Below are 17,763 nucleotides of genomic sequence, written 5' to 3' on the forward strand. Positions count from 1 at the left end.
CCGTCGAAGCAATCTTCTCATGACAGGAGATTGTTTCGCCCCTTGCAGTCGCCCGCAATGACATTCTCATCACAAGTCATGCCATGTATTTCACACGTCAGCAACTCGAAGAGATAGAAGACCGCGGTCTTGCACCTTATGGGATGAGGAGCAAGGACACAAAGGGGCGCGCCTACCTCGATACCGAGCCGGAATATCGGACCGCATTTCAACGAGACCGTGATCGCATCCTGCATACGACCGCCTTTCGCCGCCTCGAATACAAAACCCAGGTCTTCATCAATTTCGAAGGAGACCACTTCCGCACCCGCCTCACCCACACGCTTGAAGTGGCGCAGATCGGGCGGACGTTTGCCCGCGCCCTGGGCGGAAATGAAGATCTCGTCGAGGCGGTTTGCCTTGCGCATGACCTCGGGCATTCCCCCTTCGGCCATTCCGGCGAAGTCTCTCTCGCGCGGCTCATGAAGGACTTTGGCGGCTTCGACCATAACAGGCAATCCCTGCGCATCGTTACCGAACTCGAACAGCGTTACCCCGAATTTCCCGGCTTGAATCTCACCTGGGAGGTACGAGAAGGGATGGTGAAGCACGAATCGGAATACGACGTCTCTGACGCACGCGACTACAATCCCGACCTGCGAGGCAATCTTGAGACACAGATCGCAAATGTCGCCGATGAGCTTGCATATACCACGCACGATCTCGACGACGGGCTCCGCTCCGGGATGATTTCCACGCAAATATTGGAAGGCGTTGCCTTGTGGGAGATTCTTCGCGAAACCTATAACTGGCGCGGGCCTTTCCTGAGCGACATGGACCGCCACCGCATGATCCGCCATCTTGTGGGTTTACTCGTCACGGACCTGGTCAAAGCCACCGATGCGCGATTGAAAGAAAGCAAGATCAACTCGGTAAAAGACATCCAGAAGATGAAACACAACGTTGTTGGGTACAGCGAAGAAATGCAGAGACGGAACCGCGAATTGAAGGATTTGCTTTACAAGAAATTGTACAGGCACCATCGCGTCGTCAGGATGCAGGTCAAGGCGGAACGCATTATCTCGGACCTTTTTAATGGATACCGAACGGAACCAGCCATCCTGCCAGACCATGTGCAATTTTTCATCGAAAAGCGGGGGCTGGAACGTACGATTTGCGATTACATCGCCGGCATGACCGACCGTTATGCCATCGAAGAACACCAAAAATTATTCAACCCCAACGAGAAACCATAGCAGGTTTTTGTTTCATCAGGGGGAACTCCGGATCAATGTTCCCCCGCGATTCAATGAAAGGAGACGCAATGACCCCACCAAATTATTTAACCCCTGAAGGCGAGGCCAAACTCAAAGCCGAACTTGAAGAATTGAAAGGACCGCGTCGCGAGGACCTGGCAAAACGCCTGCGCTCCGCCATCCAAATGGGCGACCTTTCGGAGAATGCCGATTACCACAAGGCGAAAGAGGACCAGGGGTTTCTGGAAGGCCGCATCAAGGAGATCGAAGCCATCCTGAGAAATTCCGTCCTGATCGAAAAATCAAGCACTGATTCGGTGTCCATCGGCTCGCACGTGACCATCCAGGAGGAAGATTTCGATCCGGAGACCTATCACATCGTCGGTCCCGCCGAGGCGGATCCTCGCAAGGGAAAGATATCGCACGAATCTCCCATCGGAATTGCGTTAATGGACAAAAAGGTGGGGCAGATAGCGGAAGCGGAAACCCCCGGCGGGAAGATCAAGGTCAAGATCATCAAGATCGAATAGGCGGCGATAAAAACCCGCTCGTTTACGAGCGGGTTTTTATCTCATCCCTGACGGGGCCAGATCGCAAGTTCGAGCGTCACCCGCTCGAAGAAACTGCCATCGGGAAGAACGCCTTTCCCGTATTCGATATCCACGATGGTTGCAAGCAATTGAAGCGTCGCGGTCTCAAGTAAAATTTGAGCCTGGGGTTCCATCATCACAAGTTCTCCCTTGGGTTCGAGGCGGGAACGAATACCGGGATCCGCAAAGGCATGGCGGGACATCAACACCTTTGTTGCGGTCTTGATATCATTCTTATCGAACAGCCATATTTCAAGCGCGGTCACTTTCTTTGGTTCCCCGACACCGATGATCTCGGAAACGCCAACCCCATACTCGCCCAAGAACTCGCCGGAACCAGTATCGATGCTGAATGACTCGTCATAGAGATCGTCCCCCAGGACATATGTGGTCATGGTTTGGGTGATGGGCGGAGCCAGTCCCATCTCTTCAAAATTCGTCTTCGCGGCCGTACGACTGATCTCCGTGGCTTGCATGGTGACCGTTACTTCGCCGGATCCGCGTTTACGGAATAAACGGAACATATAGAATCCCGCCGCCAAGGCAACTCCTAGAACCAGCAATATGCCAATTCCAATTAATACAAGCCGAAGCCAACCGGGAGTCGGATTCGGCTCCTCCGTCACAGGCTGTTCGCCCCGTGCCTTGATCTCATCTGTAACTGCCTGCCCGAATTCTTGAATAAGAGAAGAGGGCAAATAACCGGGATTATTTTGAACGACTGCAAAAGCATTTTGCGCCTCGGTACCAAGCCCGATCCAACGGTCCGCCGCCAAAGCCGCGCTTTTGTTGATGCTATAGGAGTCGATCGCCATCCGCATATAATCCTCCCTCAAATCCTGGCGAAGGTAATACGGGGTGGCATTCACAAACTCCACTGGCGCGATCCACCAGCCAATCACTAACCCAAGCCCCAACCCTAAAATAAACAGTACGATCGGCAGTATGGGGATTTTCTTCAGGAATGCGACGATGAATTGCATATCTGACTCCTTCGCTCGTATGCTATGGCTCGATTATACAACGTAAACCAAACCTCCTGCATGGCAGATGTATTACCTCCAAATCGACGGCGAAATTCGGACCTACGCCTCGCGCCCGCCCTCCACTTTTCATGCCGCCCTGAATCTTCCGCCTCCCTGATCATTCCCCCGCGAGCAGGAGCGAAGGCATATCATGCGTTTTCGGGAACGACCACTTCCAGCGGGAATATCTCGGAACAATTCGTGCATTGCGCTTCACGTTTATTGGCGATCACCAACAAGCCCTTACACTTCGGGCACGGCACGGCCAGGGGTCTTTTCCAGGTGGTGAAATCACAGTTCGGATAATTGGCACAGCCGTAAAAGGTGCGTCCTTTCCGGGTTCTGCGCTCCACCATCTCGCCGCCGTCCTTCGGACACGCAACCCCGATCTTCTCAAGCCACGGCTCTGTGTAACGGCAATTTGGAAAATTCGAACAGGAGATGAACTTTCCGAATCGTCCATAACGAATGACCAACTCGCCCCCGTCATCTGGGCATTTCCTGCCGATCGGCTCCGGCTCGGACTTTGAAACAGGTATTTCAGCCTGAGCCTTTTTCACATCCGCAGAAAATGGTTCATAAAATTCGCGGATCGCATCCGTCCAGGGCATTTCGCCTTCCGCGATCTTATCCAGGTCCTCTTCCATATGCGCGGTGAAACTCAGATCCACCACTTCGGGGAAGTATTGCGCCATAAGGTCATTGACCTGAATGCCGATCTCTGTGGGCACAAGCCGCTTCTCTTCACGCACGGCATAACCGCGTTGCTGAATCGTGGAAATCGTTGGCGCATAAGTGGAGGGACGGCCGATACCGTTCTCTTCAAGCGCCTTCACCAGGGAGGCTTCACTATACCGCGGAGGCGGCTGCGTGAAATGCTGTTCAGGGATCAACCGGATCAATTCCTGCTTCTGTCCCTCCTCCACGCCTCTGGGGATCTTGACATCCTCTTCTTCGTCCTCCGCGCGCGCATCTTCATTCTTTGATTCCTGATACACGACCAGGAAACCCGCAAATTGAACCTCGGAATGCGAAGCGCGCAGGAGATATTCATGGCTTTGCGATTTTCCAGTGACCTCTACCTGTAATGTATCAAAGACCGCAAACGCCATCTGGGAGGCGACAAACCTCTGCCAGATAAGTTGGTACAACTTGAACATCGCCGGCTCCAGAAACGGTTTCACCTTCGCCGGGTCGCGCATGACAGACGTCGGGCGGATGGCTTCGTGAGCCTCCTGCGCACCTGCCGTTTTGGTCTTGTAAACAGGCGCCTCACCGGGCAGATACTCCGAGCCGTATTTTTCCATCACATATTCACGCGCTTCGTTCTGTGCCAAGGCCGAGACATTGGTCGAATCCGTGCGCATGTATGTGATCAAACCGGTCGAACCGCCCTCGCCGACGTCCTGCCCTTCATATAAACCCTGCGCAAGAGCCATTGTCCGTTTTGCCGTAAAGCCAAGCTTTTTGGACGCCTCCTGCTGAAGGGTCGATGTCGTGAATGGGGCGGAGGGTTTTTGCCGTTTTTCACCGCGCTTGACCTTTGAGATCTCGTATGCGGAGGTTTCCATATCCACCAACACCGGGTCAACTGCCTCCCGATTCGTGAGCTCGGGTTCTTTGTCGTCGATGCGCACAAGTTTGGCGACGAACGATGATTTTAGTTTTTCAGCCTTGAATTCGCCGTGGATCGACCAATATTCGACGGGTTTGAAATCCTCGATCTCCCGCTCGCGATCGACAAGAAGACGGAGCGCGACCGACTGCACACGTCCCGCAGAGAGCCGCCCGCGGACTTTTTCCCAGAGAACCGGGCTGATGCTGTAACCAACCAGGCGATCCAATACGCGGCGAGCCTGCTGGGCATTGACGAGATTCATATCGATACTGCGCGGATGAGAAAACGCCTCTGAAACCGCAGGCGCAGTGATCTCATGGAACACGACGCGCTTTGCCCTTTCCGGTTCGATGCCCGCCGCTTCCATTAGGTGCCATGAGATCGATTCACCTTCACGGTCGGGATCGGTTGCGAGATAGATCTCCTCAGCTTTCTTCGCCAATTGCTTGATCTCTTTGACAACTTCCTTCTTTTCGTTTGGCACGCGATACTTCGGCTCAAAGTTATTGTCAACATCGACGGATAATTGCGATTTCAACAAATCTCGCACATGCCCCACAGAAGCACGGACGGTGAATCCCTTACCGAGAAAACGCCCGACCGTTTTTGCCTTGGCGGGCGACTCGACGATCACAAGTTTCCCTTCGCGCACCTCCACCTTTTCCGGTTTTTCCGGCGGAGTCAAACCAACGTGGGCGTCCGTTTTGCCCATGCGAAATAATTTTGTGCCGCAAACGGGACATACCCCGGTCGTGACCGCAGAACCCTTGGCGTTGAATCCAGCTACAGGGTCTTTTATTTCCCGTTTTGTCTTGCATTTCATACAATAGGCTTCCATCTAAATTCCTCCAGCATATCCCTCATTCAGTCTTGTAATAAATGAGAGTCAGACTGCCATACATAAAAGATCCCGCAAGGTTAATCCTTACGGGATGGACATTCTACAGCAATATCCCGATTTTTGGCAAACGCTTTTTTCTTCAGCCCGTTCGTGGTTTCAGGTTACAGATATTTTTCCTGTCGATGCTTCTTCAAATGCTCGACAACATCCTTTACCTTTTGCGATTGGTCTGTCTTGCAGATCAGAAGCGCATCGCCTGTATCTATTATGATCGTGTCGTCCACACCGATGGTGACTATCAATCGGTCTGAACCGCTATAGACAAGTGTGTTGTTCGTTTCGAGCGCAAGGTGCGACGTTGCATTGGTGGCGATATTTCCATTCATATCCGGCAGCAGCACTTCGAACAAGGATGACCAAATGCCCACATCGCTCCAACCCAAACCGCCCGCGGGGAGGACTGCTACGCGTTCCGCTTTTTCCATGATGCCATAATCCACAGTCTCGGTTTTCAAATCCAGCCATTTTTCCTTGAGGGATGCATCAAAATCGCTCCTTCCCCAGCGACTCCCAATAAATTCAAGCGTTTCATGCAATCGGGGCATCTGTGTCCGAATCTCAGCCAATATCGCGTCCGTCCGCCATATGAACATGCCGCTGTTCCACGAATGATCGCCGGAATGCAACAATTGCTGAGCCGTTTTTTCACTTGGTTTCTCTTTAAAACTCTTAACTTCATACACCGGATACTTATATCCGCCATCCAAAGGTAACCCTTGTTGGATGTATCCAAACGCAGTTGATGGAAGAGTTGGCGTGATCCCAAGAGTGACCAGATAACTGCGATCCGCTACTTCGAATGCCGCTTTCAAAAGGTAATGGAACAGATCCACATTACGAATAAAATGATCCGAGGGCAGGATCGCCATCGAAGCCGTTGGGTCGCGTTTCTGCAGAGCCATCGCGGCCAGCCCGACCACCGAAGCCGTCCCACGTGGGGCGGGTTCGATCAAATAATTTTCATCGGGAAGTTCAGGAGTCTGACTCTTCATCTCCCTGGCCTGCTCTTCCACGGTTACAACGAGGATACGCTCCGGCGGAAACAATCCTTCCAGTCTCTTAACCGTGCTTTGAAACAGGGTCTCCTGGCCGATCAACGGCAATAATTGTTTTGGTCTTTCCCTTCGTGAGAGGGGCCATAAACGGGTCCCGCCGCCGCCGGCCATGATGACTGCATAGGCATGCGTTAGATCAAAAGCCATTCATCTCTCCTAAAGATTGTAGTTCGATGGTTCTTCCCGAACCGCCACGTAATTCATCCCGCCCACCTGACGCACCATGCCCTTCAATTCCATCATGGCGAGCGCCGCGGATATTTTTTCGATGGGCAGGTTTGCTTGATTGCGGATCTCATCCACGTGCAAAGGTTCACTGCCGAGCGCGTTCAGTACAAGCGCCTCGGTTTCATCAGACGGTAAGACCTTCCGCGCCGATTTATGTTCGCCCATACGCGTAAGATCGAGCGCCTGCATCAGGTCGGCTGGAGTCAACAACGACTGTGCGCCTTTCTGGATCAAACGGTTCGTCCCCTTGCTTTGCGGCGCTAAAATACTGCCCGGCACGGCAAAAATCTCCCGTCCCTGTTCTGCGGCGAATTCCGCCGTGATCAATGCGCCGCTTGTCTCTGCCGCTTCGACAACGACCACAGCAAGCGATAAACCTGAAATGATGCGATTGCGGGGCGGGAAGTTCGAAGCGTCCGGCGGGGTGCCGACGGCGTAATCGCTGACGATCGCGCCGCGTTCCATCATCTGCTCGGCGAGTCCGCGATGCTCCGGCGGGTAGATCTTGTCCACGCCCGAGCCGAGGACCGCCATCGTCCGCCCGCCCGCTTTGAGCGCGGCTTGATGCGCTATCGCATCCACACCCCGCGCAAGCCCGCTGATGACGGTGATCCCATTAGCGGCGAGATACGAAGCGATTTCCTCCGTCACTTGTCTTCCGTAAGGCGTGACTTTGCGCGTTCCGACAATCGCCACCGCATACAAATCATCCATCAAATATTCCCCGCGGATGTAGAGAACGGGCGGCGGCTGATCGATCTCCTTCAAGCGGGCTGGATATTCATCATCCATCCAGGTGAGGATTTTGATTCCCTGCGCCTCGATCTTCGCCCAAGCCTGATCCAGATCGATATCCTTCCTAGCCCCGATGACTTTCTCGGCAAGTTTTGCACCCAAACCCGATTCGACCAATTCAGACGCATCTGCATTCCATGCGGAGGCAAGGTCGCCAAAATGCGCGATCAATCCCTGCATTCTTACGGCGCCGATGCCTTTGATGAGGTTGAACCCGATCCAATATTTCTTATCGTCCATGGCTTGGAAATTGTATCATTCCCCAATTCGTTTTTTAATTTTGCCTTTAGATCAGCCCCTCGATAAGGTGGACTATCATCGTTTTCTCCTCCATATTGACCTGAAGGATCACATCCGGGATGGCGGGAAGAAGGATTTCCTTTCCATCTTCCTTTAATACAACATAGACGTCGTTTGCGCCGGTCTCGAGCACCTCGTGCAAAACGCCGAGTTTGCCGCCTTCATCCGTCGTCACGGTCAGGCCGATCAACTGGTGTTTGTAAATTTTTCCTTCGGGCAACGCCGGGACTTCACTGGATTTGACATACACCCATTGATTGCGAAAACGACCCGCCGCTTCGGGCGAGTCAGACCCGCGAAGTTTGACCAGCAGCCCGGTCCCGTGGACGCGGGCGGAGCCAATCGTGAAACTGGCGTGATCTTCACCTATGTAAACCTTGCGCCCGGGTTTGATCCGATCCGGAAAATCGGTGTGCAGGTCCATAATGATCTCTCCGTTCACCCCATGCGGACGCCGCAGAAAACCGATCGCCAAATAAATAGACTCGCCTTTTGGCGAGCCTGTTTTTTCTTCAGCCATTGTCAGGAGGGTTCCGTCACATCCAGCGTGGCTTGCTTGCCCTGGCGTTCCGACGCGACCCGCAACAAGGCACGGATGGAATTCGCCACTTTTCCACCCTTGCCGATCACGCGCCCCATATCTTCCTTGGCGACGCTCAACTCGATGCGAGGGCGGTTGCCGTTGGACTGGGTAACGATTACATCTTCGGGGTGATCCACAAGGGATTTGGCGATATATTCGATCAGGTCTTTCATATTCACCTTGTAATCGACCCCAAAGGTCTCAATGACCTTTGGGGTCTTGTTGATTATTTACTTGCGCGTCTTGACCGGCGCGGCGCGTTTGGCTTCCGCGGCGGTGGCTTCCTCGAGGAGGAGATCCAACGTCTCGCCTTTCTTGTAGCGTTCGAATCGCTCAAGAGTTCCGGCGGTTTTCAGGATCTTTTCCACCGATTCGGTCGGCAGGGCGCCGTGATTCATCCAGCGGTAGATGCGCTTCTCATCCAATTTGATCGTGGCGGGTTCAGTTCGCGGGTTATACACGCCAAGAATCTCTAAAAAACGACCGTCACGCGGGGATTCCTTGTCCGCGGCGACGATGCGGTACGTGGGTTGACCTCGAAGGCCAATACGACGTAAACGAAGACGAACCATTTTAAACTTGCTCCTTTAGTTTTTTTGATTACATTCCAGGCAGGCACGAGAGGGTTGTGTGCGGGCTGGAATTGCGGGGTGTATTTTACCAGAAGAAACCGGCAATGGATGACTCACTTGCCCATTCCTGAAAAACCCGAGGCGCCTCTTAAAACCATTGACTTTCCAATGAAAATGAGTATTCTAGATTTATTCGGGCAGGGCAAGACAAGAACTCAGGTGCCCGGGATCCAAAAAAGGAGATTAGAAATGGCTCAACCCAAGAAATACCTCCTCACGCCTGCCGGAGGCGGAGCGCCTGTTTGGTACACGGAGTACACCCTGCCTCCCAATGCGCGGAACAAAGGGCTGAAGGACATCGCCCGGGAACAATTAGGCGACGAGAAACTCTTCGTCAACATCCTGAGAAAAATCGGACCGGAAAATAACCAGGGAATCAAATGGTACGATGAGATCATCCCCAAGGACCGCATTGACCCCAACTGGACCTTCCTCCTTCCCCCGGCGGCATCCGGAGCAGATTTGGGGAAATTCAAGATCAAACAGCGAATGGCCGTCCGCACATCTCCGAGGATCGAGGCGGGGAATGTCTTCTTTGAAGGTCCCGTCGAAACGGAATATACCTACAAGAAAAGTTCAAAATTCACAGATGCCAACGGGCTGGTCTGGGTGGACGTCACCCAATCGAATATTCCGCGCAAGGTCAGCGGTGCGACCTATTGGATGTGTGTCCGTGAAGGAAATATCGCCCGCACAGACCCGGTGGTTTAGAACGCAAGATAGTCACTACGGTCGTCCGCCACGCCGCCGATAAAAAATCATCCCGCAGCTTCGGTCATCCCCGACACGGGATGATTTTTTCCCAGGACATTTCAGGGATATAATTTTCATTGTCCCGGTTTGCTGTTGGGGACAACGCCTCTCTCAAAGGAAAGGAAGTCGAAATGAAAAATTCTTACCGCCTGTTTCTTCTATTTACCTGCCTGAGTCTGGTTTTGTCCTCCTGCACTATTGGTGGCGGCGCGACCGAAGTTCCGGCTGAGAGTCAAATCCAGATTCTGCAGGCAACAGCCACCCTGTCGCTTACAGATAAAGTGGCGATCGAACTTTCCGCCCAGGTGGACACGACAACCCAATACAATACTGTCGGGCAGATCGTTAAATTCAAATACATTGTGAGAATGGCAAAAAATGACAGCGCGGACATTCAACCCAACATCGCATTTACCGGAGCCACTCCCGTCTGCCCCGCAATAAATTCGATCGGCAACCTGAATGACCGGTTCGATGCCGGGGAAAGCATGGACTGCACGTTCGATTATCCGCTGACGCAGGCGGATCTCGATAAGGCATCGGTCTCGAACGTGGTGACCGTCAATATTTACACCGTCAACTCGAACACGGTGACAACAACGGTCCCCACCGTCCCCTCAAAACTTCTCACGCTGACTAAGATTGCAGACCCGGCAAGTTATTATCAAACCGGTCAAACCATCAAATTCAATTACACCATCAAGAACAGCGGTTCGAACCAGTTGAGTCCCGGTCCATTCACTATCACGGATTCAGGGATCAACAACAATACGCCGTTCACATGCGGTGATGCGAATGCCATTCTCGCCCCCGGCGCGACCCTGACCTGTTCAGCGACATATACTGTCACCTCCGCCGACATGAATGCCGCATCGGTCGCAACCGTGGCAACGGCTGCGGGAGGCGGAGCAAATCCTTCAGCGCAGGTTTCCGTGACGATAAACAAGACTTCGCCGCCTGCGCTCACCACAGGTTCGACCATCCAGCATAAGGTAAGCAAAGGCGAATGGTTGTGGCAGATCGCCCGGTGTTATGGAGCCGATCCCGCAAAGACGGTCGCAGCGAACCCGCAGATTCCGAATCCCGCAAAGATCAAGGAAGGCATGATCGTCACAGTCCCCAATATTGGGAGCAATGGAAAAATAAATACGCCGCCATGTGCCGGTTTGCATCTCGTCCAATCCGGAGACACTTGGAACTCCATCGCCACGAAATACAACGTAGACCTGGGTCTTCTCCAGATTGCCAATGGAAATCTTTTGACCCCAGGGAAGGAAATCAAGATTCCGTTCTACACATTCGGGCTGAATCTTCCCACACCTGGAGCTTCTCCCATCATCACCCCCGGTGCGACCACCCCCGCCCCATCCAGCAGTTTGACATTGACGGTGACAGCCTCCCCCAATACGTACAACCAGGCGGGCCAGGCAATCACATTTACATATACCATCAAAAACAGCGGCACGACCACGCTGGGTCCCGATCAATTCAGGGTAACGGACGGGCTCGTAAGCGCCGGCGCTTTTGATTGCGGTCAAAGGACCACTCTTTCTCCCGGGGCAACCACGTTTTGCACTGCCACATATACCATTACACAGGATGTGGTCGATAACGCCTCAGCCGTGACGAGTAATGCCTCGGCCTCAGGAGGCGGCATTACCTCTCCTGCAGTCGTTACAACGATTACGAAAGCCGTATCATTGTTGACCCTGACGGTATCTGCCAACCCAACAACATATAACCAAGCCGGGCAGACAATAACCTTCACCTATACCATCAAGAACAGCGGAACGACAGCGCTGGGTCCCGATCAATTCAAGGTCACGGACGGTCTTGTCAGCACGACTCCCATCAACTGTGGGAACGCGGGCACCACCCTGGCGCCGGGTACAACCACGTTCTGCAATGCCAACCTCACGATTACACAGGACATGCTCGCTGCGAACGCGATCACAAGCAATGCAACCGCATCAGGCGCCGGCGTGACGTCCCCGGCTGTAGTCACGACCATTACGAAACAATGAGAAGGAGTTCTCTCATGCCCGTACCGCTTCCTCGTGCAAGGGTAAAAAAGAGCCAAACATGGAATGCCGAAAGCGTCTTTGCCTCCCCTGAGGCGTTCGACGCAGAAGTGAAAAGCCTGCTTGAAAGTCTTCCCGATGCCAGGAAATTTCAGGGTCATCTCGGCAACAGCATTGACACATTCCTCGAAGCGATGAAGACAATGGATGTACTCGACCAACGCTCATCGAGAGTCCGCGTGTATGCCAACTTGTCCAACGCAGTGGATGCGAACGATGAGCTCGGCGCGGCGATGAACGGCAAAGCCATGTCCGCACTTGCGCAGGTGGGAGCTGCTGTCTCTTTCCTGGAACCGGAACTGCTCGCCATCGGTGAAGCCAAACTACGCGGATGGGTGGACAGCGACCCTCGCATGAGGCTATATGACTTTTTCTTCACCGACCTGTTCCGCAAACAGGCGCACGTCCGCAGCGCTGAAGTGGAGGAACTCATGGGCATGCTTCGCGACCCGTTCGGGGCGATCCGTTCGACAGCGGGCGCAATAGCCAATGCCGATTTCAAATTCAAACCTGCCAAAGACAGCAAAGGCAACAAACTCGAGCTGACCCAAAGCACAAAAAATGCACTCATGCATGCATCCGACCGCAAGGCAAGGCAAACCGCATGGGAAAATTACAACGACAAATATCTGGAATTCAAAAACACACTGGCAGGCAACCTCGCCGCTTCGATCAAATCCAATGTCTTCAACATGAAGGCGCGCGATTTCAAATCCTCGCTCGAAGCGACTCTTTTCAACGGCAATGTGCCCGTGGAGATGTTCCACAATCTGCTCAACATCTTCCAGAAGAACCTGCCCATGTGGCACAAATATTGGCGCATCCGCCGCAAGGCACTGGGCGTGAAGGTTCTGCATCCCTACGATATTTGGGCGCCGCTCACCACCAAGAAACACAAAGTCCCCTTTGAAACCGCCGTGGATTGGATCTGCGAAGGTCTCGCACCCATGGGCGATGAATATGTGAACGTGATGCGCAAAGGCTGCCTTGAAAACCGCTGGGTGGATCGAGCTCCCAATGCCGGAAAACGAGAAGGCGCCTTCTCGACACGCGTCCCCAGCGACACGCATCCCTTCATTATGATGAGCTACACCGACGACATCGGCTCGATGAGCACGCTCTCACATGAACTCGGTCACTCCATGCATGCCTGGTACGCCAGCCGCGCCCAGCCAATGATGTACTATCTTTATCCCTCCATCGTTGCAGAAACCGCATCGAATTTCAACCAGGCAATGACCCGCGCTCATTTGCTCAAAACGAAAAGGGATAAATACTTCCAGATCGCGTTGCTTGAGGAAGCGATGAGCAACTTCCATCGTTACTTCTTCATCATGCCGACGCTCGCCCGCTTCGAACTTGCGACTCACGAACGCGCCGAAAAGGGACAGCCTCTCACCGCCGACTACATGAACAACCTGATGGCGGACATTTTCAGCGAAGGATACGGCGGCGAAATGAACGTGGACCGAGACCGGGTCGGCATTACCTGGGGAACCTTCACCACGCATCTCTACATCGACTATTACTCGTTCCAGTACGCGATCGGAATCTCCGCCGCAAACGCCATCGCCAAACGCGTGCTGGATGGTGTCCCCGGCGCCGCGCAGGATCACATCAACTTCCTCAAGACGGGTTCGTCCATGTCGCCCATGGATGTGTACAAGACTGCCGGGATCGACATGACCTCCTCCCAACCCATCGAAGAGGCGTTCACAGTCCTCGAAGAATACATTGACCGTTTGGGTGAATTGACAAGTTAACAACCAGGCTCCAAAATCTTCTAGGTCTGAAAGACTTCGAAGAATTTTCATCTTGACAAATAGACAAACTTCTATATAATAACCGTATGAAAGTCGACCCGGTCCTCTTCGCCAAAGCCATCGCAGACGAAACCCGTCAAAGAATCATGAGCGAGTGTTGCTGTTGTGAACTCTCGGTCAGTGGCATCGTCGAAAAGATCGGCTATTCCCAGCCGACCATCTCGCATCACCTCGCCATCCTGCGCGATGCAGGCTTGGTTAATGTGCGCGAAGAAGGCAAGCAAACGTTCTACACCCTCAACCAGGAGCGCATCGCATTCTGCTGCGGGCAGATCATGGTCAAGTTCGCGCCAGAATCGGTTGCCACTGAAAACCTGTTGAAAACCATCAAGGCATAACCGGGATACGTCCACGGCCGGGACGATCCCGTTTTTTGCGGCAAAAATGATAGATAAACTTCTATATGAAAGGAGAAACCCCATGAACGAATTACCGGTCGTCCAGTGTTGTGATGGTGAATGTGAAGGCGGCAGCTGCGGTTGCGGCTGTTGCTAATCTAGGTAACTCTGCTTGCCTCCCGGCAGGCAGAGAGAACTTGTTGACGAAAAAATTTTTACTGGTATTCATAGACAACTTTCTATCAAAAAGGAGAAACAATGACAGAATCACCCACCCCCATCCATGCTACTGTCCGCGAACATTATGCCGAGCGGATTAAGAGCAGCGCCTCGTGCTGCGGCGACAGTTGCTGCTCCACCGACAGCAGACTCTACCCTGTGGATTTGCTTGCCACGATCCCAGCCGATGTATCAAACACCAGCTACGGCTGCGGCGACCCGATCACATTGGCTGCCCTCCAACCCGGCGAAATCGTCCTTGACCTTGGCTCCGGCGCAGGACTCGATTGCCTATTGGCTGCCCAGAAAGTTGGCGAGACAGGACGCGTGATCGGCGTAGACATGACTCCCGAGATGATCGATCGTGCCCGGGCAAATGCGAAGCGCGTCAACGCAACGAACGTTGAATTCCGCCAGGGGTATCTCGAGAATCTGCCCGTCGAAACTGGCATGGTTGACGTCATCATTTCGAACTGCGTCATAAACCTCTCGCCAGACAAGGAAAAGGTCTTCACCGAAGCATTCCGTGTGCTCAAACCCGGCGGCAAACTCGCCGTCTCAGATATCGTCACCGATGGCGAACTGCCCGAACTCGTCAGAAATAGCTTGAGCGCCTGGGCAGGCTGTGTGGCTGGCGCAGTCGAAGCCAAAGAATATATCGCCATGATGGAAGCGGTCGGCTTCACAGATATATCGATCAAGCCCGTCTTCTTCGATAAGGAAACCGTGGATGGAGCTTTGGATGAAATGAAACTGGATGTCACTGAATATCCACGAGATGCTATTTACAAAGCGGTGTACAGCGCCAAGATCACGGCATATAAACCTGCTTAATTTCCACCGAAAAAACGGGCAGACTTGGTCTGCCCGTTTTTTCGTTTAATCATGATTTCCCTCATCTTGACAGTGCAAAGTTTCGGAGGTAAAAACAAACCGACCAGTCGGTTTTATTCCGTTAAAGGACCGGCGAGGTTTTGAAAGATATAAATGCAACAGCGAAGCGAAGAAACCCGTTCAAAGATCATGGCATCCGCGATCAATCTGTTTTCCAGCCGCGGGTACAATGCCGCCAGCGTGGACGACATTTGTGCCGATGCAGGCATCAGCAAAGGCGCGTTCTATCATCATTTCAAGACCAAACAAGAGCTCTTCCTCGCATTGCTCGACGGCTGGTTGAAAACCATCGATAACGCCATCGAAGCCTCAAAGGATAAGACCGTCCCTGAGACGTTCATGCAGATCACAGAGGCTTTCCCCTATATTTTCGCAACTGCAAACGAAGGCTTGCCCATGTTCCTCGAATTTTGGCTGCAAGCCAGCCGAGATGAAAAGATCTGGCAGGCAAGCGTCAAGCCCTATCGGCGCTATCACAAATACTTCACCGATCTGATCAAAAAAGGTGTGGATGAAGGTTCGTTCGTCGAAGTAAATCCTGAGTTGACCTCGCGCATGATCATCTCTACCGCCATGGGCTTGTTGCTGCAAAGCCTGATGGATCCCAAAGGCGCGAAATGGGAAAAGGTCGCGCGTGACAGCACGACCATGTTGGTTGAAGGTATGTTGAAGAAATAGGAAAGTTATATGTGGTTAGTCACTGGCGCAACGGGACACGTAGGAAACGTCCTCGTTAGAAAACTTTTGGAGCGTGGGGAAAAGGTCCGGGCGTTGATCCTGCCGGGCGAATGCCGCGAACCCATTTCGGGATTAAGAGTCGAGGCGGTGGAAGGCGATGTCATGAACGCCGATGCAGTCTTCGAATCCATGCGGGGCGTGAAAGGCGTCTTCCATCTTGCGGGTGTGATCTCGATCATGCCGGGACCCAATCCGCATGTGAGAAAAGTCAACGTGGAAGGGACGAAGAATGTGATCCGCGCGGCGATTGAACATGGAAAGAAGTTGATCTACACCTCGTCCATTCATGCGATCCAACGCGTGGAAGAAGGCGTGATCGACGAAAGTGTGCCGTATGACATGAACAATCCGTATGGCGCATATGACCGCTCGAAAGCAGAAGCAACTCTCGAGGTATTGAACGCGGCTCAAACCGGACTGGATGCCGTAGTGACTTGCCCAACCGGCGTGATCGGTCCGTATGATTTTCGCGGATCGATGATGGGGGCGGTCATCCACGATGCGGCGACGGCAAGACCTACCCTTTACGTGGACGGCGCTTATGATTTTGTGGATGTGCGCGATGTGGCAGAGGGTTTGATCTCTGCCGCCGAGAATGGCAAGCGCGGCGAAAGTTATATTTTATCGGGGCAAAAAATTTCTGTGCGGTATTTGCTCGAGACCGTGCGGGAAATCACCGGTAGAAATTTCTTCCAAATGAAAATTCCATTCGACCTTGCTAAATTTGCGGCGATCTTCACGCCGATGTATTACCAACTTGCGCATGAGACGCCGCGCTTTACGCCGTATTCGCTGGAGGTTTTGAAGAGCAATTCGAACATCAGCCATGCAAAGGCAACAAGAGAGTTAGGCTATCACCCGCGCTCACTGCACGAATCGATTCGAGATGCGGTGAAGTGGTTTTTGGATAAAAGATAGTTAAAAAGCAACCAGCGATCAAACAAAGAAAGAAAACCCGATAAGAACACAAAATCGAAAGAGGAAAACATGAAAATCGTAACAGACTGCGCGGCGGATATGTCGAATGAGGAGTTGGAGCAGCTTGGCGTTGTGCAAGCCCCCCTGTTCATCCAATTTCCGGAAGGCGAAATGAATTCGGCGGATATTTCTGCCGATGATTTCTACAACCGATTGGAGGCGATGCGTCCGCAGATCCCGACGACGGCGCAGCCTTCGAGCGGCATCTTTGCGGAGTTGTATCGCAAACTGGCGCAAAAGGATAGGAACATCTTTTCCATTCATATTTCATCCGGGTTGAGCGGCACGATCAACTCGGCGCGTGATGGCGGCGAGCAGGTGAAGGGCGAAGCGAACGTCAGCTTTTGGGACACGCTGACCCTCTCTGGCGGCGAACGTTTTCAAGTGTTGGCGGCAGCATTGGCTGATAGAGCGGGATGGGCAATGGATAAGATCCATGAGCGGCTGACAAGAATCCGCGAGAAGACCGAGGTTATTTACACACTGGATACGCTCGAATATCTTGCCCGCGGCGGTCGCATTGGTCGCGTGCAAGCCATGGCTGGCGCCTTGCTCAACCTCAAACCTGTTATCCGCGTGGACACAGACGGCAAGTACAGCACCGTTGCCAAGGGGCGCTCCATCGCCAAATCGATATCCATCATTGCAGATCACCTGGTGGAGAAATACGGAAATACCCCACTCTGGGTCACCATCCTGCACGGACGTTTTGCCGAGAAAGCTGATCACATCGCCGAAGAATTCAAGCAAAAACTGAACATTGCCAAACTCGAGGTTCAGCGCATCTCGCCCGTCCTGGGTGTGCATACAGGTCCCGGCATCGTGGGAGCCGCTGCCGTACCGATGGAATTGATGGGAGATTTCGTCTAAACCGGTCGACAAGCCAAGAGTTCCTATGATTTGGCGCTCATATTCGTCTTGTGTCAATGCAGCATGCGCTATTGACAAAGACTCCTTTTTGAGTATTCTAGGTATAC

The 17,763-nt window shown here is 53.0% G+C and carries 16 protein-coding genes and 1 pseudogene; 10 read left to right on the plus strand and 7 right to left on the minus strand.

Annotated elements, in window-relative coordinates; genetic code table 11:
- Positions 1-83 precede the first annotated feature (83 nt).
- Both HS100_22505 and greA read left to right on the plus strand, forming a co-directional pair.
- Entirely contained in the window at positions 84-1,235 is a 1,152-nt protein-coding gene (locus tag HS100_22505; GenBank protein MBE7436702.1) for a deoxyguanosinetriphosphate triphosphohydrolase, read from the plus strand.
- A gap of 68 nt (positions 1,236-1,303) precedes the next feature.
- Positions 1,304-1,765, plus strand: a complete 462-nt coding sequence (gene greA / locus HS100_22510; protein ID MBE7436703.1) for a transcription elongation factor GreA — start codon at positions 1,304-1,306, stop codon at positions 1,763-1,765.
- A gap of 41 nt (positions 1,766-1,806) precedes the next feature.
- Here the strand turns inward: greA and HS100_22515 are convergent, their stop codons facing one another.
- From HS100_22515 to rpsP, 7 genes and pseudogenes are all read right to left on the minus strand, one after another.
- The gene (locus tag HS100_22515) at positions 1,807-2,808 is read right to left on the minus strand and encodes a hypothetical protein (protein MBE7436704.1); all 1,002 of its coding nucleotides are present in this window, start codon (positions 2,806-2,808) and stop codon (positions 1,807-1,809) included.
- 191 nt (positions 2,809-2,999) lie between these two features.
- Positions 3,000-5,312, minus strand: a pseudogene (gene topA, locus HS100_22520) (type I DNA topoisomerase).
- 158 nt (positions 5,313-5,470) lie between these two features.
- Positions 5,471-6,571, minus strand: a complete 1,101-nt coding sequence (locus tag HS100_22525) for an NTP transferase domain-containing protein (GenBank protein MBE7436705.1) — start codon at positions 6,569-6,571, stop codon at positions 5,471-5,473.
- Positions 6,572-6,580: 9 nt separating this feature from the next.
- Positions 6,581-7,687: a DNA-protecting protein DprA gene (gene dprA / locus HS100_22530; protein ID MBE7436706.1), complete on the minus strand. Its 1,107-nt coding sequence runs from the start codon at positions 7,685-7,687 to the stop codon at positions 6,581-6,583.
- A gap of 46 nt (positions 7,688-7,733) precedes the next feature.
- Entirely contained in the window at positions 7,734-8,267 is a 534-nt protein-coding gene (gene rimM, locus HS100_22535) for a 16S rRNA processing protein RimM (protein ID MBE7436707.1), read from the minus strand.
- Between the two features lie 2 nt (positions 8,268-8,269).
- Positions 8,270-8,503 carry a KH domain-containing protein gene (locus tag HS100_22540; protein ID MBE7436708.1) on the minus strand — a complete coding sequence of 78 codons (234 nt, stop codon included), beginning with the start codon at positions 8,501-8,503 and terminating at the stop codon, positions 8,270-8,272.
- A 57-nt stretch (positions 8,504-8,560) separates the two neighbouring features.
- Positions 8,561-8,902 (minus strand): 30S ribosomal protein S16, encoded by a 342-nt coding sequence (gene rpsP, locus HS100_22545; protein MBE7436709.1) that lies wholly within the window; start codon positions 8,900-8,902, stop codon positions 8,561-8,563.
- Between the two features lie 249 nt (positions 8,903-9,151).
- Here rpsP and HS100_22550 point away from each other — a divergent pair, with 249 nt between their 5' ends.
- From HS100_22550 to HS100_22585, 8 genes are all read left to right on the plus strand, one after another.
- Entirely contained in the window at positions 9,152-9,673 is a 522-nt protein-coding gene (locus tag HS100_22550; protein MBE7436710.1) for a hypothetical protein, read from the plus strand.
- A gap of 173 nt (positions 9,674-9,846) precedes the next feature.
- Entirely contained in the window at positions 9,847-11,739 is a 1,893-nt protein-coding gene (locus HS100_22555) for a LysM peptidoglycan-binding domain-containing protein (GenBank protein ID MBE7436711.1), read from the plus strand.
- A gap of 14 nt (positions 11,740-11,753) precedes the next feature.
- Entirely contained in the window at positions 11,754-13,559 is a 1,806-nt protein-coding gene (gene pepF / locus HS100_22560) for an oligoendopeptidase F (protein ID MBE7436712.1), read from the plus strand.
- An 86-nt stretch (positions 13,560-13,645) separates the two neighbouring features.
- On the plus strand, positions 13,646-13,957 hold the full coding sequence (locus tag HS100_22565) for a winged helix-turn-helix transcriptional regulator (protein ID MBE7436713.1): 312 nt from the start codon (positions 13,646-13,648) through the stop codon (positions 13,955-13,957).
- 258 nt (positions 13,958-14,215) lie between these two features.
- Positions 14,216-15,010 (plus strand): arsenite methyltransferase, encoded by a 795-nt coding sequence (arsM, locus tag HS100_22570; GenBank protein ID MBE7436714.1) that lies wholly within the window; start codon positions 14,216-14,218, stop codon positions 15,008-15,010.
- 153 nt (positions 15,011-15,163) lie between these two features.
- A complete protein-coding gene (locus HS100_22575) occupies positions 15,164-15,748 on the plus strand; it encodes a TetR/AcrR family transcriptional regulator (GenBank protein MBE7436715.1) in 585 nt (194 codons plus the stop codon).
- A 9-nt stretch (positions 15,749-15,757) separates the two neighbouring features.
- Positions 15,758-16,726, plus strand: coding sequence for an NAD-dependent epimerase/dehydratase family protein (locus tag HS100_22580; protein MBE7436716.1), 969 nt, complete (start codon positions 15,758-15,760; stop codon positions 16,724-16,726).
- 69 nt (positions 16,727-16,795) lie between these two features.
- Positions 16,796-17,656, plus strand: coding sequence for a DegV family protein (locus HS100_22585; protein MBE7436717.1), 861 nt, complete (start codon positions 16,796-16,798; stop codon positions 17,654-17,656).
- Positions 17,657-17,763 lie beyond the last annotated feature (107 nt).

This window comes from Anaerolineales bacterium, assembly GCA_015075725.1.
Classification (GTDB): domain Bacteria; phylum Chloroflexota; class Anaerolineae; order Anaerolineales; family Villigracilaceae; genus Villigracilis.